This window comes from Streptomyces finlayi (assembly GCF_014216315.1).
GTDB classification, from domain to species: Bacteria; Actinomycetota; Actinomycetes; order Streptomycetales; family Streptomycetaceae; genus Streptomyces; species Streptomyces finlayi_A.
Genome location: NZ_CP045702.1, coordinates 2,520,488 through 2,536,918, shown reverse-complemented (window position 1 = coordinate 2,536,918; position 16,431 = coordinate 2,520,488). Strand labels below are relative to the sequence as shown.

The following is a 16,431-nucleotide window of genomic DNA, read 5'->3' as shown; positions in this document are numbered from 1 at the left end:
TCAGCACAGGACCGCCGGGCGGGCTCGAACGACCGAGCCCGCCCGGCGGTCCTGTGCTGTCCGGCTTCCACCGATGGCCTGTCTAACATGCGACGGGAAGGCAAATGGGGTGATATGAGGCATTGAGTTACTCAATGGATCTCTAGGAGGCACTTCATGCGCGGAGCCACACAGGCCAGGTGGGCCGCATGTGCGGTGGCGGTCGCCCTGGCAGCGACGGCCTGCGGCGGCGGGGACGACAGCGGTGGTGGCGGTGCCGACGGGATCGTCAGTTCCTCCTGGGGGGACCCGCAGAACCCGCTGGAGCCCGCGAACACCAACGAGGTGCAGGGCGGCAAGGTCCTCGACATGATCTTCCGGGGCCTCAAGCAGTACGACCCGAAGACCGGCGAGGCGAAGAACATGCTCGCCGAGAAGATCGAGACGACCGACTCCCAGAACTTCACGGTCACCGTGAAGGACGGCTGGACCTTCAGCAACGGCGAGAAGGTCACCGCCGCATCCTTCGTGGACGCCTGGAACTACGGCGCCGCGCTGAAGAACAACCAGAAGAACGCCTTCTTCTTCACCCAGATCGACGGCTACGACAAAGCCCACCCCGAGTCCGGTACCGCGTCCACGGACAAGCTCTCCGGCCTCAAGGTCGTCGACGACAAGACGTTCACCGTCAAGCTGTCGCAGAAGTTCTCGCTCTGGCCGGACACCCTCGGCTACCCGGCCTTCGCGCCGCTGCCCAAGGCGTTCTTCACGGACCACGACGCCTGGCTCGCCAAGCCGGTCGGCAACGGCCCCTACCGGATCGACAAGTACGCCAAGGGTTCGGCGATGAACCTGCGGAAGTGGGACGAGTACCCGGGCGGGGACAAGGCGCAGAACGGTGGCATCGACCTCAAGGTCTACACCGACAACAACACCGCGTACACCGACCTGACGGCCGGCAACCTCGACCTCGTCGACGACGTGCCCGCCTCGCAGCTCAAGAACGTCAAGTCGGACCTCGGCGACCGCTATATCAACACCCCGGCCGGCATCATCCAGACCCTGGCCTTCCCGTTCTACGAGGCCGGGTGGGACACCCCGAAGGCCGCCAAGGTGCGCCAGGGTCTGTCGATGGCGATCAACCGTCAGCAGATCACCGACCAGATCTTCCAGAAGACCCGGACCCCCGCATCCGACTGGACCTCCCCGGTCCTCGGAGAGGAGGGCGGCTTCAAGAAGGGCCTCTGCGGCCCCGCGTGCGAGTACGACAAGGCCGCGGCCAAGAAGCTGATCGATGACAACGGCGGGATCCCCGGCGGCCAGCTGAAGATCTCGTACAACGCGGACACCGGCTCGCACAAGGAGTGGGTCGACGCCGTCTGCAACAGCATCAACAACGTCATGGGCAACAACAGGGCCTGTGTCGGCAGCCCCGTCGGTACGTTCGCCGACTTCCGCAGCCAGGTCTCCCAGCAGAAGCTGACCAGCGCCTGGCGCGCCGGCTGGCAGATGGACTACCCGCTGATCCAGAACTTCCTCCAGCCGGTCTACTACACCAACGCCTCGTCCAACGACGGCAAGTGGAGCGACAAGAAGTTCGACGACCTCGTCGACAAGGCCAACGCCGAGACGGACAAGGCCAAGGCGGTCTCCACGTTCCAGGAGGCGGAGAAGGTGATGGTCGAGCAGATGCCGGTCATCCCGCTCTGGTACCAGAACGGCAGCGCCGGCTACTCGGACCGCATCGAGAACGTCGCGCTCAACCCGTTCAGCGTCCCCGTGTACGACCAGATCAAGGTCAAGTGAGCTGACGAGGCCGGGCCGGCCGGTGCGCACCACGCACCGGTCGCCCGGCTTCGCGGTCCCCACCGTCCGCCTGTTCGCCCCGACCTCCGGAGCCCCTCATGGGACGATATGTGATCCGGCGGCTGCTGCAGATGATCCCCGTCTTCTTCGGCACCACGCTGTTGATCTTCCTCATGGTGAACGTGATGGGCGACCCCATCGCCGGCCTCTGCGGTGACCGCCAGTGCGACCCCGCGACGGCCGCCCAGCTGCGGGCCGAGTTCGGCCTCGACAAGCCGGTCTGGCAGCAGTACCTCACGTACATGGGCAACGTCTTCACGGGCGACTTCGGCACCGCGTTCAACGGGCAGAAGGTCACCGAACTGATGGCGACCGCCTTCCCCATCACCATCAGGCTCACCCTCATCGCGATCGTCTTCGAGATCGTCATCGGCATCAGCCTCGGTGTCGTCACCGGCCTGCGCCGCGGCCGGCCCATCGACACCACGGTGCTCATCCTGACCCTGGTCGTCATCTCCGTACCGACGTTCGTCACCGGGCTGCTGCTCCAGCTCCTGCTGGGCGTCGAGTGGGGCGTCATCAAGCCCTCCGTCTCATCGGACGCTCCCTGGAACGAACTGATCATCCCCGGGCTCGTCCTGGCCTCCGTCTCACTGGCCTACGTCACCCGGCTGACCCGGACCTCGATCGCCGAGAACGCCCGCGCCGACTACGTGCGTACCGCCACCGCCAAGGGCCTGCCCCGGCGCCGGGTCGTCGTCCGGCACCTGCTGCGCAACTCCCTGATCCCCGTCGTCACCTTCATCGGCACGGACGTGGGCGCCCTGATGGGCGGAGCGATCGTCACCGAGCGGATCTTCAACATCCACGGCGTCGGATTCCAGCTCTACCAGGGCATCCTGCGACAGAACTCCCAGACGGTCGTCGGTTTCGTCACCATCCTGGTCCTCGTCTTCCTGGCGGCCAACCTGATCGTCGATCTCCTGTACGCCGTACTCGACCCGAGGATCCGCTATGCCTGAGCCGCTGTCATCGGACGGAGCGATCTCCCCGGCCGGAGCGGGTGGTGCCATGGACCTCGCCATGGACGAGGGGGTCTCCCTGGAGAAGACCCCCGGCGGCCCCCAGGGGACGGGCCCGGCAGGCAAGCCGCGCAGCCTCTGGTCCGACGCCTGGCGCGATCTGCGCCGCAACCCGGTCTTCATCATCTCCGGGCTGGTGATCCTCTTCCTGGTGGTCATCTCCGTCTGGCCCTCGCTGATCGCGAGCGGCGACCCGCTCCAGGCCAACCTCGACGACGCCCAGAAGGCGTCCGAGCCCGGCCATCCCTTCGGCTTCGACCCTCAGGGCCGCGATGTCTACACGCGCGTCGTCTACGGCACACGGACGTCGGTGACCGTCGGCGTCTGCGCCACGCTCGGTGTGGCGCTGCTGGGCAGCGTCCTCGGCGGCCTGGCCGGGTTCTTCGGCGGCTGGTGGGACTCGATCCTGTCCCGGATCACCGACGTCTTCTTCGGTATCCCGGTCGTCCTCGGCGGTCTGGTCTTCCTCTCCGTGGTCACCAGCTCCACCGTCTGGCCCGTCGTCGGCTTCATCGTGCTGCTGGGCTGGCCGCAGATCGCCCGTATCGCCCGCGGCTCGGTGATCACCGCCAAGCAGAACGACTACGTCCAGGCGGCCCGCGCGCTCGGCGCGTCCAACTCCCGGATGATGCTGCGCCACATCACCCCCAACGCCATCGCTCCGGTGATCGTCGTCGCGACGATCGCCCTGGGCACGTACATCTCGCTGGAGGCGACCCTCTCGTTCCTGGGCGTCGGCCTGAAACCGCCTGCCGTCTCCTGGGGCATCGACATCTCCGCAGCGTCCCCCTACATCCGCAACGCCCCGCACATGCTGCTCTGGCCCGCCGGAGCGCTGGCGATCACCGTGCTCGCGTTCATCATGCTCGGCGACGCGGTGCGCGACGCCCTCGACCCCAAGCTGCGCTGAGGAGGCTGTCGCCATGTTGCTCGAAGTGCGCGATCTGCACGTGGAGTTCCACACCCGCGAGGGGGTGGCCAAAGCCGTCAACGGGGTCAACTACTCGGTGGCCGAGGGTGAGACGCTCGCCGTGCTCGGCGAGTCGGGTTCGGGTAAGTCGGTCACCGCGCAGGCCGTCATGGGCATCCTCGACATGCCGCCGGGGAAGATCAGCGGCGGCGAGATCCTCTTCAAGGGCCGCGACCTGCTCAAGCTCAAGCCGGAGGAGCGGCGCAAGATCCGCGGCCAGGAGATGGCCATGATCTTCCAGGACGCGCTGTCCTCGCTCAACCCGGTACTGACCGTGGGGGAGCAGCTCGGCGAGATGTTCGTGGTGCACCGCGGCATGTCCCGCAAGGACGCCAGGGCGAAGTCGGTCGAGTTGATGGACCGGGTCCGGATCCCGGCGGCCAAGGAGCGGGTGGGCAACTACCCGCACCAGTTCTCCGGCGGTATGCGCCAGCGCATCATGATCGCCATGGCACTCGCGCTGGAGCCTGACCTGATCATCGCGGACGAGCCGACCACGGCTCTGGACGTGACGGTGCAGGCGCAGGTGATGGATCTGCTCGCGGAGCTCCAGCGTGAACTCAACATGGGTCTGATCCTGATCACGCACGACCTGGGTGTCGTCGCGGACGTCGCCGACAAGATCGCCGTGATGTACGCGGGCCGGATCGTCGAGACCTCGCCCGTGCACGAGATCTACGAGCGCCCGGCGCACCCGTACACCAAGGGTCTGCTGCGCTCGATCCCGCGCCTGGACCAGAAGGGCCAGGAGCTGTACGCGATCAAGGGCCTGCCGCCCAACCTGCTCCACATCCCGCCCGGCTGTGCCTTCAACCCCCGGTGCCCGAAGGCCCAGGACGTGTGCCGCACGGACGTGCCGCCGCTGTACGAGGTGTCCGAGGACCGCCAGAGCGCCTGCCACTTCTGGAAGGAGACGCTCGATGAACGCTGACCACTCCGGCGGACGGGAGGAAGCCCCCGAGGAGGGCGAGGCCGTGACCATGGTGTCCGCCGAGCGGGCCGGACCGGTGTACGCCGAGGGCGAACCGATCCTGGAGGTCCGCGACCTCGTCAAGCACTACCCGCTGACCCAGGGCATCCTGATCAAGAAGCAGATCGGCGCCGTCAAGGCGGTCGACGGCGTCTCCTTCGACCTGGCCGCCGGTGAGACGCTCGGCATCGTGGGGGAGTCCGGATGCGGCAAGTCGACCGTCGCGAGGATGCTGGTGCATCTGGAACGGCCGACGGCGGGCGCGATCCTCTACAAGGGCGAGGACATCACCAAGCTGTCCGGCCGTGCGCTGAAGGCCGTGCGCCGCAACATCCAGATGGTGTTCCAGGACCCGTACACCTCGCTGAACCCGCGGATGACGGTCGGCGACATCATCGGGGAGCCGTACGAGATCCACGCCGAGGTGGCTCCGAAGGGCAGCCGGCGCCGCAAGGTGCAGGACCTCCTGGACGTGGTCGGTCTCAACCCCGAGTACATCAACCGCTATCCGCACCAGTTCTCCGGCGGTCAGCGCCAGCGCATCGGCATCGCCCGCGGCCTCGCGCTCAACCCGGAGATCATCGTCGCCGACGAGCCGGTCTCCGCCCTCGACGTATCGGTGCAGGCACAGGTCATCAACCTGCTGGACAGTCTCCAGAGCGAGTTCAACCTGAGCTTCGTGTTCATCGCCCACGACCTGTCCATCGTCCGGCACATCTCCGACCGGGTCGGCGTGATGTATCTCGGCCGGATCGTGGAGATCGGTACGGACGAGGAGATCTACGAGCACCCCACCCACCCGTACACGCAGGCGCTGCTGTCCGCCGTACCGGTGCCCGACCCGATGGCCCGCGAGTCCCGCGAACGGATCATCCTGCACGGGGACGTGCCCTCACCCGCGAACCCGCCGTCGGGCTGCCGCTTCCGCACCCGCTGCTGGAAGGCGCAGGAGCGGTGCGCGCTGGAAGTGCCGCTGCTGGCCGTCCCGGCGACGTTCCGGCTGTCGGAGACCCCGGCGAGCCACGACTCCGCCTGTCACTTCGCGGAGGAGAGGCACGTGGTGTCTTCGGAGGACCGTGGGGACACACCGCGGGGACAGGGACGCGGGCCTCATGTGGAGGCGCCGGGAACGGCCGTCAGGAAGCGGCCCTCGCGGGACCCGGAGGCACCGGGCGACATCCAGCCATAAAAGCCCATGAACATCGTTCACACAGCGGCAACCCGGCCGTCGCGGCACCGATATGCGAACGCTCCATGATGAACAGCGTACGGCCGTGCGGGTGCCGTGAACCGGCTGGGGAGACGTCATGTCGCCCCAGCCGGCCGCCCGCTGTCCCAGGCCCTCTTGTCCACTGCTGGCCGTCGCCGGGGCCGCCGCCCTGATCGCCCTGGCCCGCAGGGGCTTCGAGGTGGCTCCGGCCGGTCCGCCGCAGGGCTACGGCTATCCGCAGTACGGCTACCCGCCTGCCGGGCCTCCGGGAGAGGGAGCCGGCCCCGGCTACGGCTGTCCGCAGGGCGGCGGTACCGGACCGCCGCCACCCTCTTCCCCGCCACCGGGCTGGTGAGCCCTACGCGCCCGCCGGCCACAGCGACCGCCTGAGGAAGTCGACCTGGAGCAGGAGCAGGTTCTCCGCGACCTGCTCCTGCGGGGTCATGTGGGTCACTCCGCTCAGCGGCAGCACCTCGTGGGGCCGCCCCGCCGACAGCAGGGCCGACGACAGGCGCAGGGCGTGCGCGACGACCACGTTGTCGTCCGCGAGGCCGTGGACGATCATCAACGGCCGTGCCTGCTCGGCGGCTTCGGAGAGTCCCTCGTCGGTCGTCAGGGCGTTGTGCGCGTACACCCCGGGCTGCTCGGCGGGATCGCCCAGATAGCGCTCCGTGTAGTGGGTGTCGTACAGCCGCCAGTCGGTCACCGGGGCACCGGCGATGGCCGCGTGGAAGACATCGGGGCGCCGCAGCACCGCGAGCGCCGCGAGGTAGCCGCCGTACGACCAGCCGCGCATCGCCACCTTGGAAAGGTCCAGCGGGAAGCGCCCGGCCAGTGCGTGCAGGGCCTCGATCTGGTCGTCCAGGGTGAGCGGGAAGTTGTCCCTGACCGCCTTCTCCCAGCCGGGGGACCGGCCGGGTGAGCCCCTGCCGTCCGCGACGACCACGGCGAAGCCCTGGTCGGCGAACCACTGGGAGGTGAGGTGGGCGTTGTGCGCGGCGACCACGCGGCGGCCGTGCGGCCCGCCGTAGGGGTCCATCAGCACCGGAAGCAGACCGTCCGACTCCTGATAGCCGGTGGGGAGCAGCACGGCGCACGGAATTCGCCGTGCGCCCCCCTCGGTGAAATGCACCTTCGCGGAGAGAACCGGTTCCTCCGCGTACGTCGACACCGTGGCGGTCCGCTTGCCGTCCCGCAGCACCTGCGCCGACCAGCCGGGCCGGTCCGGGGACGCCGAGACGAGCACGGTCACCCCGCCCGAACGTACGGCGGTGTGCACACCCACCCCCTCGGAAAGCCGTTCGATACCTAGCTCGTTGACCCGGTACACATGGCTCTGCCCGGTCTCCGGACCGGCGGCCTCCTCGCCCGCCGTCGCCGAGACCAGGACGTCCGACTCCCCGATGTCCAGCACCGCCTGAATGTGCAGATGGGCCCCGGTCAGCAGCCGGTCGCCGACCGCGAGCACCCGTGCCCCGCCCTCGTCCGCGATCCGTACGAGCCGTCCGTCCGGCGCCCACGCGGGCACCCCGGCGAACAGGTCCAGCCACGCCTCGTCCTCGTCGACATGCACCGTGCGCGTCGTGCCGCTCTCCGCGTCGACGGCCAGATGCAGCTGACTGCGCTGGTCACGGGCCTGTACGAGGAGCAGTGGAGCGCCCGCGGACGACCAGTGCACCTCGGCCAGGTACGGATAGCGCACCCGGTCCCAGACCACCTCGGTGCGGGCCCCCTCCAGGTCCATGACGAAGAGCCGCACCTCCGCGTTGGACGTCCCCGCAGCCGGGTACGCCGTCTCGGCGGGCTTACGGCCGGGATGCGCGGGGTCGGCGATCCACCAGCGCTGTACGGCGCTGTCGTCGACCCGGGCGACCAGCAGGCGGTCCGACTCCGGCGACCACCAGAAGCCGCGGGAGCGCTGCATCTCCTCGGCCGCGACGAACTCCGCGAGACCGTACGAGACGTGCGCGTCCTCGGGTTCGGCGACCGCCCGGTCCCCCTCGCCCTCCGCGCCCACGACCCGCAGCACGCCGCGCGTGACGTACGCGATGTGACGCCCGTCGGGGGAGGGGCGGGGGTCGATCACCGGCCCCGGCACCGGCAGGGCCCGCGCCGTCCCGGCCCGCAGCTCGGCCACGTAGACCTTCCCGGACAGCGCGAAAGCGGCCAGCTCGGCCGCCCCGTCCACCGCGTAGCCGACGATGCCCGCCGAGCCCTCCCGGCTGCGCTCACGGCGGGCCCGCTCCTGCGGCGACAGCTTCTCCGCCGAACCGCCCAGCAGCGCCTCGGGATCGGCCGCGATCCGTTCCTCACCGGTCGAGGGGTCGAGCACCCACAGCCGGTTCGTCCGGTCGGTGCCCGAGGCCGAGCGGAGGAAGATCACCCGCGTCCCGTCCGGTGAGACGGTGAACGCGCGGGGGGCGCCGAGGGTGAACCGCTGCGTCCGTGCGTGCTGACGGGGAAAAGACAGCTTCTGCGAGGTCATGGCCTTGAACATAGACGGTACTTCGCCGCGCCAGGGCGCTCCCCGGCCCGGGTCCGTGCGCCCCTCGTGCTGCTGTGCCCCGAACAATGCGTTGGCACGGATAGTTATGATCCGTAGCGCTCGGTGGGTAAGAACCTGCTGGCTCCATGTGTGCTGCCCGTCCCGACCGTACTGATGGAGGTGAACCGCCGTGGCACTCTCGATTTCGGCGGTGGTGCTGCTGGCGATCGTCGTCTTCCTGCTGATCCGGAAATCCGGACTGAAAGGTGGACACGCGGTGGTCTGCATGTTGCTCGGGTTCTATCTCGCCAGCTCGTCGATCGCCCCCACCATCTCGGACCTGACCACCAATGTGGCGGGCATGATCGGGGGCATCAAGTTCTGAACCGCGGGGCCGTCGGTGCGCCGGGTCGGCGGCTCGTAGGGTGGTCCCATGAAGGACTTCCCCGCCCGCCGTCTGCTCCTGGTGCACGCGCACCCGGACGACGAGTCGATCACCAACGGCACCACCATGGCCAGGTACGCGGCCGAGGGGGCCCACGTCACCCTGGTGACGTGCACACTCGGCGAGGAGGGCGAGGTCATCCCACCGGCCCTCGCCCACCTCGTGGCCGGCCGGGACGACACCCTGGGCACCCATCGCATCGGTGAACTCGCCGCCGCGATGCGGGCGCTCGGCGTCACCGACCACCGCTTCCTGGGCGGCCCCGGCCGGTACCGCGACTCCGGGATGATGGGCACCGAGCAGAATCACCGCCCGGGAGCCTTCTGGGGCACCCCGGTGGACGAGGCCGCCACACACCTCGTCGAGGTGATCCGCTCGGTGCGCCCCCAGGTCCTCGTCACGTACGACCCCGACGGCGGCTACGGGCACCCCGACCACATCCAGGCCCACCGGGTCGCGATGCGGGCCGCGGACCTGGCCGCCGACCCCGCGTACCACCCGGCGGCCGGCGCCCCGCACACGATCGCGAAGATCTACTGGAACCGCGTGCCGCGCCCCGTGGTGGAGGAGGGCTTCGCCCGGCTGCGGGCCGAGGCCCCCGATGTCTTCCCGGGGATCGCGGCCATCGACGACGTGCCCGGTGTGTGCGACGAGTCCATGGTCACAGCCGAGATCGACGGCTCGGACGTCGCCGACGCGAAGGCCGCCGCGATGCGGGCCCACGCCACCCAGATCGCGTTGGCCGGCCCCTTCTTCGCCCTTTCGAACGGCCTCGGGCAGCCCGTTCTCGCCGACGAGTTCTACCAGTTGGTCCGCGGCACGGCGGCACCCGACGACGACGGGCGCGAACACGACCTCTTCGCCGGTCTCGCGGCACCGGCCGGCGCCCCGGGGGCGCGGGCATGAGCGGCCGGCGCCCCCGCGCCTCCTCCCAGGCCCCGCGTGGCGACGCACCGCCCAGGAGTCCCGCGCCCACGGGACTCACGGCGCCTCCCAACCCCGCCCGGATCGCCGGTTACACCGGCCTCGCGGTCCTCGGCGCCCTCGTCGCACTCGCGGGCACTCTCGTCCAAGCGGCCTGGTTCCCCGGCGGTTTGCTGATCGCCCTGGCCTCCTGCGCCGGACTCTTCTACGGCGGCCGCGTACTGGTCGGGACGCAGCTCGGCGCGCTGGCCCCCGCGGCGGGCTGGCTCATCGCGGTGGTTCTCCTGCTCAGCGGCCGCCCCGAGGGCGACTACGTCTACGGCGACGAACTCGGCCTGGCACTTTTCCTGCTCGGCGGGATGGTTGTCGCTGTGATGTGCGCCACCACGTCGCGACTACCTCGATCAGCCGCCAACACCGGTCGCCCCGGCCCCTGATGTGCTGTGTCCGATACCTCTACGACCCCCGCAGGTGTGATGCCGAGGTGGAGGTTTCCCCCGGTGGCGGAGTGTCCGGTGGCGTCGGCCAGTATGGTGGTGCGCGCGCCGAGCCGTCCCCTGGCCTGCGGCATGGGGGAAGTACGGGCGGCGGAGCCAATCGGGAGAACCTGCTTTGAGTCGTGAAACTGACAGTTCGTCCTCCGGGCCCCAGGGTCGCGGCGGAGCCGCGTATCCGTCGGGCACGCCGCCGTACGGGTCCCGCCGGCATCCGTCGCCGCACCCGTCGCAGGACGCTCCGGAGGCGACTCCGGAGCCTGCGGATCCGGCGCGGCCCGTGGAGCCCAGAACAGAGACGACGCTGACGACGCGCATCCGGATCAACATCCCCGGTTCGCGTCCGATCCCGCCCGTCGTGATGCGTACGCCGATGGGTGACGTTGAGGCGTCCGGCGGCCGTCCTGACGCCGAACGCACAGGCGGCACGCCGCGCCCCGGTGCGCCGGCGCCGTCCGCCTCCGCCGCCAACGGCGCCGGGAGCGCCGCGAGTGGCGACGGACGCGACGGCGGCGCCGAGCCGCCCGCCGACAGACCGGCCAGGGAGAAGAGCGGCAGCGACTGGTTCGCTCCGCGCAAGGCACCGGCCACCACCTCGGTGGCGGCCTCCACCGGCGCACCCGCCGAGGGCTCCGGTCAGGCGCCGAATCCGCCCCGCGCGGACCTGCCGTACTTCTCGGACGCCCCCCAGCGCGGGACCGACCAGGGCGCGCCGCGTCCCGGCGGCAGCGCACTCGACGGGCTCGGCGCCGAGGCGCCGGGCGGCACGGGCGGTCCTGGTGGCCCGGGTGGTCCTGGTGGCCACGGTGCTCCTGGTGGCCACGGTGCTCCTGGCGGTCCGGGGTTCATGTCCGGCCCCGGCGTACGCACGCCGGGTCCCGCCGGCCCCACCGCCGGCCCCGTCAGCGGCACCTCGTCCCTCACGCCCAACCTCGACGGAGTCCACGGCATGGGCCCCGGACCGGGTGGTCCCGGTGGTCCTGGGGGTCCTGGGGGCGTCCGCCCGTCGTTCCCGTCCGGTCCCGGCGGTGTACCGCCGCGGATGTCCGACGACACGGCGATCCTGACGCCGCAGCCGCCGGCCCCCGAGCCCGGACCCGGCGGCCACGTCTCCGGTGACACGCTGACCAGCGGCATTCCGGTCGTTCCGACGGACGCCCGTTCGCCGTTCCCGCCCGGCCCCGGCGGGCCCGGCGCACGGTCCGACGCGGCCATGGGCAGCGGCCCGGGAGGCCCCGGCGCGGTGTCGCCGGCTCCCGCGCCCCGCCCCGCCCCGAAGGCCGTGCCGGCGAAGAAGGGCCGCTCCAAGCTGGCCCTGCTCGGCGCGGGCGTCCTCGTCCTGGCCGGTGTCGCGTACGGCGCGGGCCTGCTGCTGAACCACTCCGAGGTACCCAAGGGCACCACGGTCCTCGGCGTCGACATCGGCGGCGGGACCAAGGAGGAGGCGGTCACCAAGCTGGAGGCGGCTCTCGGTGAGCGGGCCACAGCGCCCCTCCAGCTGTCCGTGGACGGCAAGACGGAGAAGCTCGTCCCGCAGAAGGCCGGGCTCACCCTGGACAGCCAGGAGACGGTCCGCGAGGCGGCGGGCAGTGACTACAACCCGGTCTCGGTGATCGGCTCCCTCTTCGGTGGCGCGCGCCCGGCCGACCCGGTCATCCCCGTCGACGAGGAGAAGCTCGGAGTCGCGCTGACCGACCTGGCGGGAATCTCCGGTACGGCCCAGGACGGCACGATCAGGTTCGAGCCGAACAAGGCAGTCGCGGTCCCCGGCAAGACGGGTAAGGCGCTGGACGTCAACCAGTCGCTGATCTCCGTGCGTGACGCCTACCGCGCCCAGGTCCAGACCGGTACCGCGGGCGTCGTCGAACTGCCGGTCGCCAGCCGTGAGCCCAGCATCACCCAGGCCGAACTGGACCGGGCGATGAAGGAGTTCGCCCGGCCCGCGATGTCCGGTCTCATCACGATCAAGGCCGGACCCAAGCAGATCCAGTTCGGCCCGGCGCGGTCCCTGCCGCAGATCCTGTCGATGAAGGCGGTCGACGGCCGACTGGTCGACTACTACGACAAGCAGGCGATCGACACCCTGCTCGACGGAGTCTTCGACGGCGTCATGGCCGTCAAGGGCGACGGGCAGAAGCACCAGGTCGGACCGGACGACGTGGCACAGGCCATGAAGACCGCCCTGGCCGGCAGGACGGCAGCCGAGCGGACCGTCACGATCGATCTGAACGGCACCGGCTGACCTGCCCGACGCGACACCGTACGAGCGCCCCCGGCCGGACTTCCGGCCGGGGGCGCCGTCGTACCGTGGTGTGACACCCTTCCTGGTCAGCCCCCGGAGGAGGAGAACGGTGTCGACCAAGTGGAGCCTGACGATCGATTGCGCCCGCCCGGCCGAGCTGGCCAGGTTCTGGGCGCTGGCGCTGGGTTACGTCGAGAAGCCCCCACCCGCGGGGTTCGCCGACTGGAACGCCTGGTTCGCCCACCACGAGGTCCCGGAAGACGAATGGGACGACGGGGCGTATCTGATCGACCCGGACGGGGCGGGCCCCGGCATCTCCTTCCTGAAGGTGCCGGAGGCGAAGATGGTGAAGAACCGCCTGCACCTGGACGTGCAGGCCGGAGGCGGCCGTGAGACGCCGTGGGAGGTGCGCGGGCCGCGCGTGGTCGCCGCGGTCGAGCGGCTGACGGCCGCAGGGGCGACAGTGCTTCGCGAGCACGAGATGCGGGGCAGGCTCGACCACGTCGAGATGGCGGACCCGGAGGGCCACGAGTTCTGCGTGGTCTGACGGAGCCGGCTGCCCCGGGCGGGAGCGGGGAGCCCTGTCTAGTGGGTCGTGGAGGCGAAGGCGAAGACGCCCACGACGCCGGCGATGCAGACGATGACGACCCAGGAAGTGAAGCTGGTGTGCCTCGTCCGCCGGGGTTTCCGTGGCCTGCGCCACTTGCTTCCGCCCGGGTCGGACCCGGTGGCCCGGTCCCGTACCGGCCGGCTCGGCTCGGCAGCGGCGTCGGCCAGCAACCTGCGGCAGGTCGCCGCCAGTTCGCCCGTAGCGGCGTCCAGGCTCACGATCTGCTCGGAGCGTGCCGGTGCGGTCGTTCCCCCTTCGAGGATGCGGCCGACCCGGACGAGGGCCTCGTTGCGGCCCCCGGTGGGCGCGAGACTGATCCAGCGCTGCACGTGCTCACCACGAATGACGAAACCCCCGCCCCGTTCGCGGTACACGGTGTGCTCCCGCCACAGGACATTGGCCAACTCCGTGGCAGTTGCCCTGAGTTGCGTATACACGCCCTCCCCCTCCGCAGTCCCCGGATTCGAACAAGCACATGACTCTAGCCATATGAGCACGCCTTGGTCGCGTCGGGGCCGGACGGGGCGCGGGGCGTACCGGTTCCACGGTGGCCGTGCTGCTCACCGTCTTCTACGCCGCGCTCTACCCGGGTATCCGCCTCCCCGCACCCATCCCGCCGGCGACAGCCGCTAGGTCCAATGCCGTTCGGTTAGCCGTCCGGTGGGCTTGGCAATGCGTTGATCTCGATGTGGACGGTGGTCCTGTGGGTGCGGTGGTCGATGTTGCGGCCGACGGCGCGGTACTTGGAGCTGATCGCTCGTTTCTTCACGCGGGGCCGGGACCGGTCTCGGCGGGCGGGTAGGAGGCCGTTGAGTATGGCGGTGCCGATCCGGCCGACGAGGTCGATCCTGGTGTGGGGGATGATGCCGGCGGCACGGATGATCTGGTCACGTGCCGTGTTCAGCGCGATGGTGAATGCGGTGCGGTCGGGGTCGATGTTGGGCCGGTGCAGGACGGCGTCGCTCATCGCGGTGCGTAGTGCCTGGTAGGCGACCAGAAGCGCCCAGGTTTCCTGGGTGACGGCTGCCGGGTAGCGGCCGCGCAGGACTCTGCCGCCGAGGATGGTCGATTTCAGCTCGCAGTAGCTGGTCTCGATCTCCCAGCGTTCGCGGTAGAGCCTGACCAGAGCGGTGGCGGGTGCCTCGTCGGGGTCGAGCAGACTGGTGACGAGCCGGTAGGTGCTGTGGGTGGCGGGACGCTTGTCGGCGCCGTCGGTGGGGGCGAGGGTGATGGTGGCGTCGATGACGCGGACGGTGACTTCGCCTATGCGGGACAGGAACGTTCCGTCGGGCAGACGACGCAGGATCGGCAGCTTGAGCGCGGTGCTGTGGGTCTTGGCGCGGATGAGGAAGTCCGCGCCCGTGGACGCGACCGTGCGCACGAAGGCGGTGGCTGAGAAGTTCCGGTCACCCAGAAGCAGCGTCCCGGGCCGTAGTGCTCCGGTCGTGCCCGCGGTGGTGATCAGGTCTCGGGCGTAGGTCAGCTCGCCGGTCGCGTCGGTGCCGAAGACGGCGTCCATGAGGGTTCGGGTCCCGCAGGCCACCAGCGTGACCAGGCGCAGCATCGGGTATCCGGACGGCCCGTTCTGTCCTGCCTTCGCCTTGGGGAACACCGCGAGGTTCGCGGGTGTGTCCGGCAGGGCGAGCTGGGTTCCGTCGATCGCGACGACCAGCCTGCCCGCGAACCGTGTCGTCTGTGTCGCGGTCACCGCTGCGGGGCCTTTGACCAGGTCGAACAGTGCTTTCAATGGTTTGGGGCCGACCCGTCGCATCGCGGCCGTGATCGATGAACCCGCTGGCACGGGCAGCGGCGCGGGCAGTGAGGCGGTCAGCCGGGACCAGATCCCGGTCCAGCCGAGCCCGGTGAACAGTGCGCCTGCGAGCAGGAGGTAGACCACCACCCGCGACGGCAGCCGTCGAACCCGCTGCTGCAGACCACCTGCGGATGCGAGTGCCTCGTCGACGAGATCGAACGGGACAACCTGGGTCAACTCGCCCAAGTGCCCCACGGCAAAGACACCGGGGGCATGCGTAATGACAGAATCAGACACTGCAGCCCTTGTGGAGGAACACGAGTCTTGGCGGACCCGAGAACCACTACAGGGGCTGCACCCGTATCACCAGCCGAAACGCCGAGAGTTTGCGCCGCTGACCGAACCCCTAACCGAACGGCATTGGGACTAGGTCCTGTCTGGAGTTCCCCCGCGGCGTCGCGGCGTCCGGCACCGCCGCCTCCGGCGTTGTCGTCAGTCGCGAGGGCTCCGCCATCGCTCCCTCCTCCGCCTTGGATTCGACGGCACCGGACGCCGCTCCTTCTCCCGCGCTGGAACTCCAGACAGGACCTAGTTCAGCCGCGCTCTGGCCGCGTGGGCCCGGCGCCTGACCGCCTCCGCCGTCGCCGGTTCGACCGCCTCGACGATCTCGGCGTACGCCTCCATCTCCGCCGCCCCGCGCAGGAACTCGCCGCGCTGCACGAGGAGCTGGGCCCGTTCGTAGCGCAGTCTCGCGGGATGGGAGGGCAGCAGCAGCGACAGTTCGAGCGCCCACAGTGCCACGTCCGTGCGCTCGGGGCGGGCCGCCGCCCAGGCCCGTACGTTGTTCAGGATCCGCAGCACGATCTCCAGCGGCCTGGCGGGCACCAGCATCGCCGGCTCCAGCGGCCCGCCGGTCGCCCCGGCCACCAGCAGTTGGGCGTCCTGGTCGCTCATCGGCACACCACCGGCGAACGGGTCGGCCAGCACCTCTTCCTCCGGATCACCGAAGCCGACCACGAAATGACCGGGCAGCGCCACTCCGTACACCGGCGTGCCCGCCCTCCTGGCGACCTCGATCCAGACCACCGACAGCAGGATCGGCAGCCCGCGCCGCCGGCGCAGCACCTCCTGGAGCACCGAGGACTCCAGCCGCTCGTAGTCGCGTGCCGAGCCGGCGAAGCCGCAGCGCTCACCGAGCAGTCCGTAAAGCACCGAGGCCCAGGAGCGGGCGTCGCGCGCCCCGTAGGGCAGCAGCCCTGCCAGCCGGTCCAGTTCGATCTGCGCCGCGTCGATGCCGTACGGATCCGGGCCTCCGGTGTCCGCCCGCGCCGCGGGGATCGCCTCCGCCCCCAGCAGCAGGCAGAGCAGTGCGAGATCCGGCCGCTCGGCGCGCGCCTCGTCGGCGAACTGCCGTCGGCGTCCGCCCCGGTCCCATTCCTGAGCGCTCATATCCGGCCCGAA

At 70.3% G+C, this 16,431-nt stretch carries 15 protein-coding genes; 11 read left to right on the top strand and 4 right to left on the bottom strand.

The features are described 5' to 3' along the window. Positions 1 to 156: 156 nt before the first annotated feature. The 6 genes from F0344_RS11425 to F0344_RS11400 all read left to right on the top strand — a co-directional run bounded on the left by F0344_RS11425 (position 157) and on the right by F0344_RS11400 (position 6,372). Positions 157 to 1,785: a peptide ABC transporter substrate-binding protein gene (locus F0344_RS11425; RefSeq protein WP_185298674.1), complete on the top strand. Its 1,629-nt coding sequence runs from the start codon at positions 157 to 159 to the stop codon at positions 1,783 to 1,785. 98 nt (positions 1,786 to 1,883) lie between these two features. Further along, entirely contained in the window at positions 1,884 to 2,807 is a 924-nt protein-coding gene (locus tag F0344_RS11420; protein WP_185298673.1) for an ABC transporter permease, read from the top strand. Continuing rightward, positions 2,800 to 3,777, top strand: coding sequence for an ABC transporter permease (locus F0344_RS11415; RefSeq protein WP_185298672.1), 978 nt, complete (start codon positions 2,800 to 2,802; stop codon positions 3,775 to 3,777). The genes F0344_RS11420 and F0344_RS11415 overlap by 8 nt, the downstream gene beginning before the upstream one ends. Before the next feature lie 13 nt (positions 3,778 to 3,790). Then, on the top strand, positions 3,791 to 4,768 hold the full coding sequence (locus tag F0344_RS11410; protein ID WP_185298671.1) for an ABC transporter ATP-binding protein: 978 nt from the start codon (positions 3,791 to 3,793) through the stop codon (positions 4,766 to 4,768). Then, positions 4,758 to 5,996: an ABC transporter ATP-binding protein gene (locus F0344_RS11405; RefSeq protein ID WP_258049862.1), complete on the top strand. Its 1,239-nt coding sequence runs from the start codon at positions 4,758 to 4,760 to the stop codon at positions 5,994 to 5,996. Before F0344_RS11410 ends, F0344_RS11405 begins: the two co-directional genes overlap by 11 nt. Positions 5,997 to 6,114: 118 nt before the next feature. Further along, positions 6,115 to 6,372 carry a hypothetical protein gene (locus tag F0344_RS11400; protein ID WP_258049861.1) on the top strand — a complete coding sequence of 86 codons (258 nt, stop codon included), beginning with the start codon at positions 6,115 to 6,117 and terminating at the stop codon, positions 6,370 to 6,372. Between the two features lie 3 nt (positions 6,373 to 6,375). Here F0344_RS11400 and F0344_RS11395 read toward each other — a convergent pair whose 3' ends face one another. Then, positions 6,376 to 8,502 carry a S9 family peptidase gene (locus tag F0344_RS11395; RefSeq protein ID WP_185298670.1) on the bottom strand — a complete coding sequence of 709 codons (2,127 nt, stop codon included), beginning with the start codon at positions 8,500 to 8,502 and terminating at the stop codon, positions 6,376 to 6,378. A gap of 190 nt (positions 8,503 to 8,692) precedes the next feature. Between F0344_RS11395 and F0344_RS11390 the strand changes: the two genes are divergently transcribed. The 5 genes from F0344_RS11390 to F0344_RS11370 all read left to right on the top strand — a co-directional run bounded on the left by F0344_RS11390 (position 8,693) and on the right by F0344_RS11370 (position 13,154). After that, positions 8,693 to 8,887 (top strand): hypothetical protein, encoded by a 195-nt coding sequence (locus F0344_RS11390; protein ID WP_185298669.1) that lies wholly within the window; start codon positions 8,693 to 8,695, stop codon positions 8,885 to 8,887. A 48-nt stretch (positions 8,888 to 8,935) separates the two neighbouring features. Continuing rightward, the gene (gene mshB / locus F0344_RS11385) at positions 8,936 to 9,853 is read left to right on the top strand and encodes an N-acetyl-1-D-myo-inositol-2-amino-2-deoxy-alpha-D-glucopyranoside deacetylase (protein ID WP_185298668.1); all 918 of its coding nucleotides are present in this window, start codon (positions 8,936 to 8,938) and stop codon (positions 9,851 to 9,853) included. Then, the gene (locus tag F0344_RS11380) at positions 9,850 to 10,308 is read left to right on the top strand and encodes a DUF6113 family protein (RefSeq protein WP_185298667.1); all 459 of its coding nucleotides are present in this window, start codon (positions 9,850 to 9,852) and stop codon (positions 10,306 to 10,308) included. Before mshB ends, F0344_RS11380 begins: the two co-directional genes overlap by 4 nt. 175 nt (positions 10,309 to 10,483) lie before the next feature. Beyond that, entirely contained in the window at positions 10,484 to 12,607 is a 2,124-nt protein-coding gene (locus F0344_RS11375) for a hypothetical protein (RefSeq protein ID WP_185298666.1), read from the top strand. A gap of 109 nt (positions 12,608 to 12,716) precedes the next feature. Beyond that, positions 12,717 to 13,154, top strand: a complete 438-nt coding sequence (locus F0344_RS11370; protein ID WP_185298665.1) for a VOC family protein — start codon at positions 12,717 to 12,719, stop codon at positions 13,152 to 13,154. Between the two features lie 38 nt (positions 13,155 to 13,192). Here F0344_RS11370 and F0344_RS11365 read toward each other — a convergent pair whose 3' ends face one another. The 3 genes from F0344_RS11365 to F0344_RS11355 all read right to left on the bottom strand — a co-directional run bounded on the left by F0344_RS11365 (position 13,193) and on the right by F0344_RS11355 (position 16,419). Next, positions 13,193 to 13,654 carry a hypothetical protein gene (locus tag F0344_RS11365; RefSeq protein WP_185298664.1) on the bottom strand — a complete coding sequence of 154 codons (462 nt, stop codon included), beginning with the start codon at positions 13,652 to 13,654 and terminating at the stop codon, positions 13,193 to 13,195. Positions 13,655 to 13,866: 212 nt separating this feature from the next. Then, positions 13,867 to 15,225, bottom strand: coding sequence for an IS4 family transposase (locus tag F0344_RS11360; RefSeq protein WP_258050223.1), 1,359 nt, complete (start codon positions 15,223 to 15,225; stop codon positions 13,867 to 13,869). A gap of 333 nt (positions 15,226 to 15,558) precedes the next feature. Then, the gene (locus tag F0344_RS11355; protein ID WP_185298663.1) at positions 15,559 to 16,419 is read right to left on the bottom strand and encodes a transglutaminase-like domain-containing protein; all 861 of its coding nucleotides are present in this window, start codon (positions 16,417 to 16,419) and stop codon (positions 15,559 to 15,561) included. Between the last annotated feature and the right edge of the window lie 12 nt (positions 16,420 to 16,431).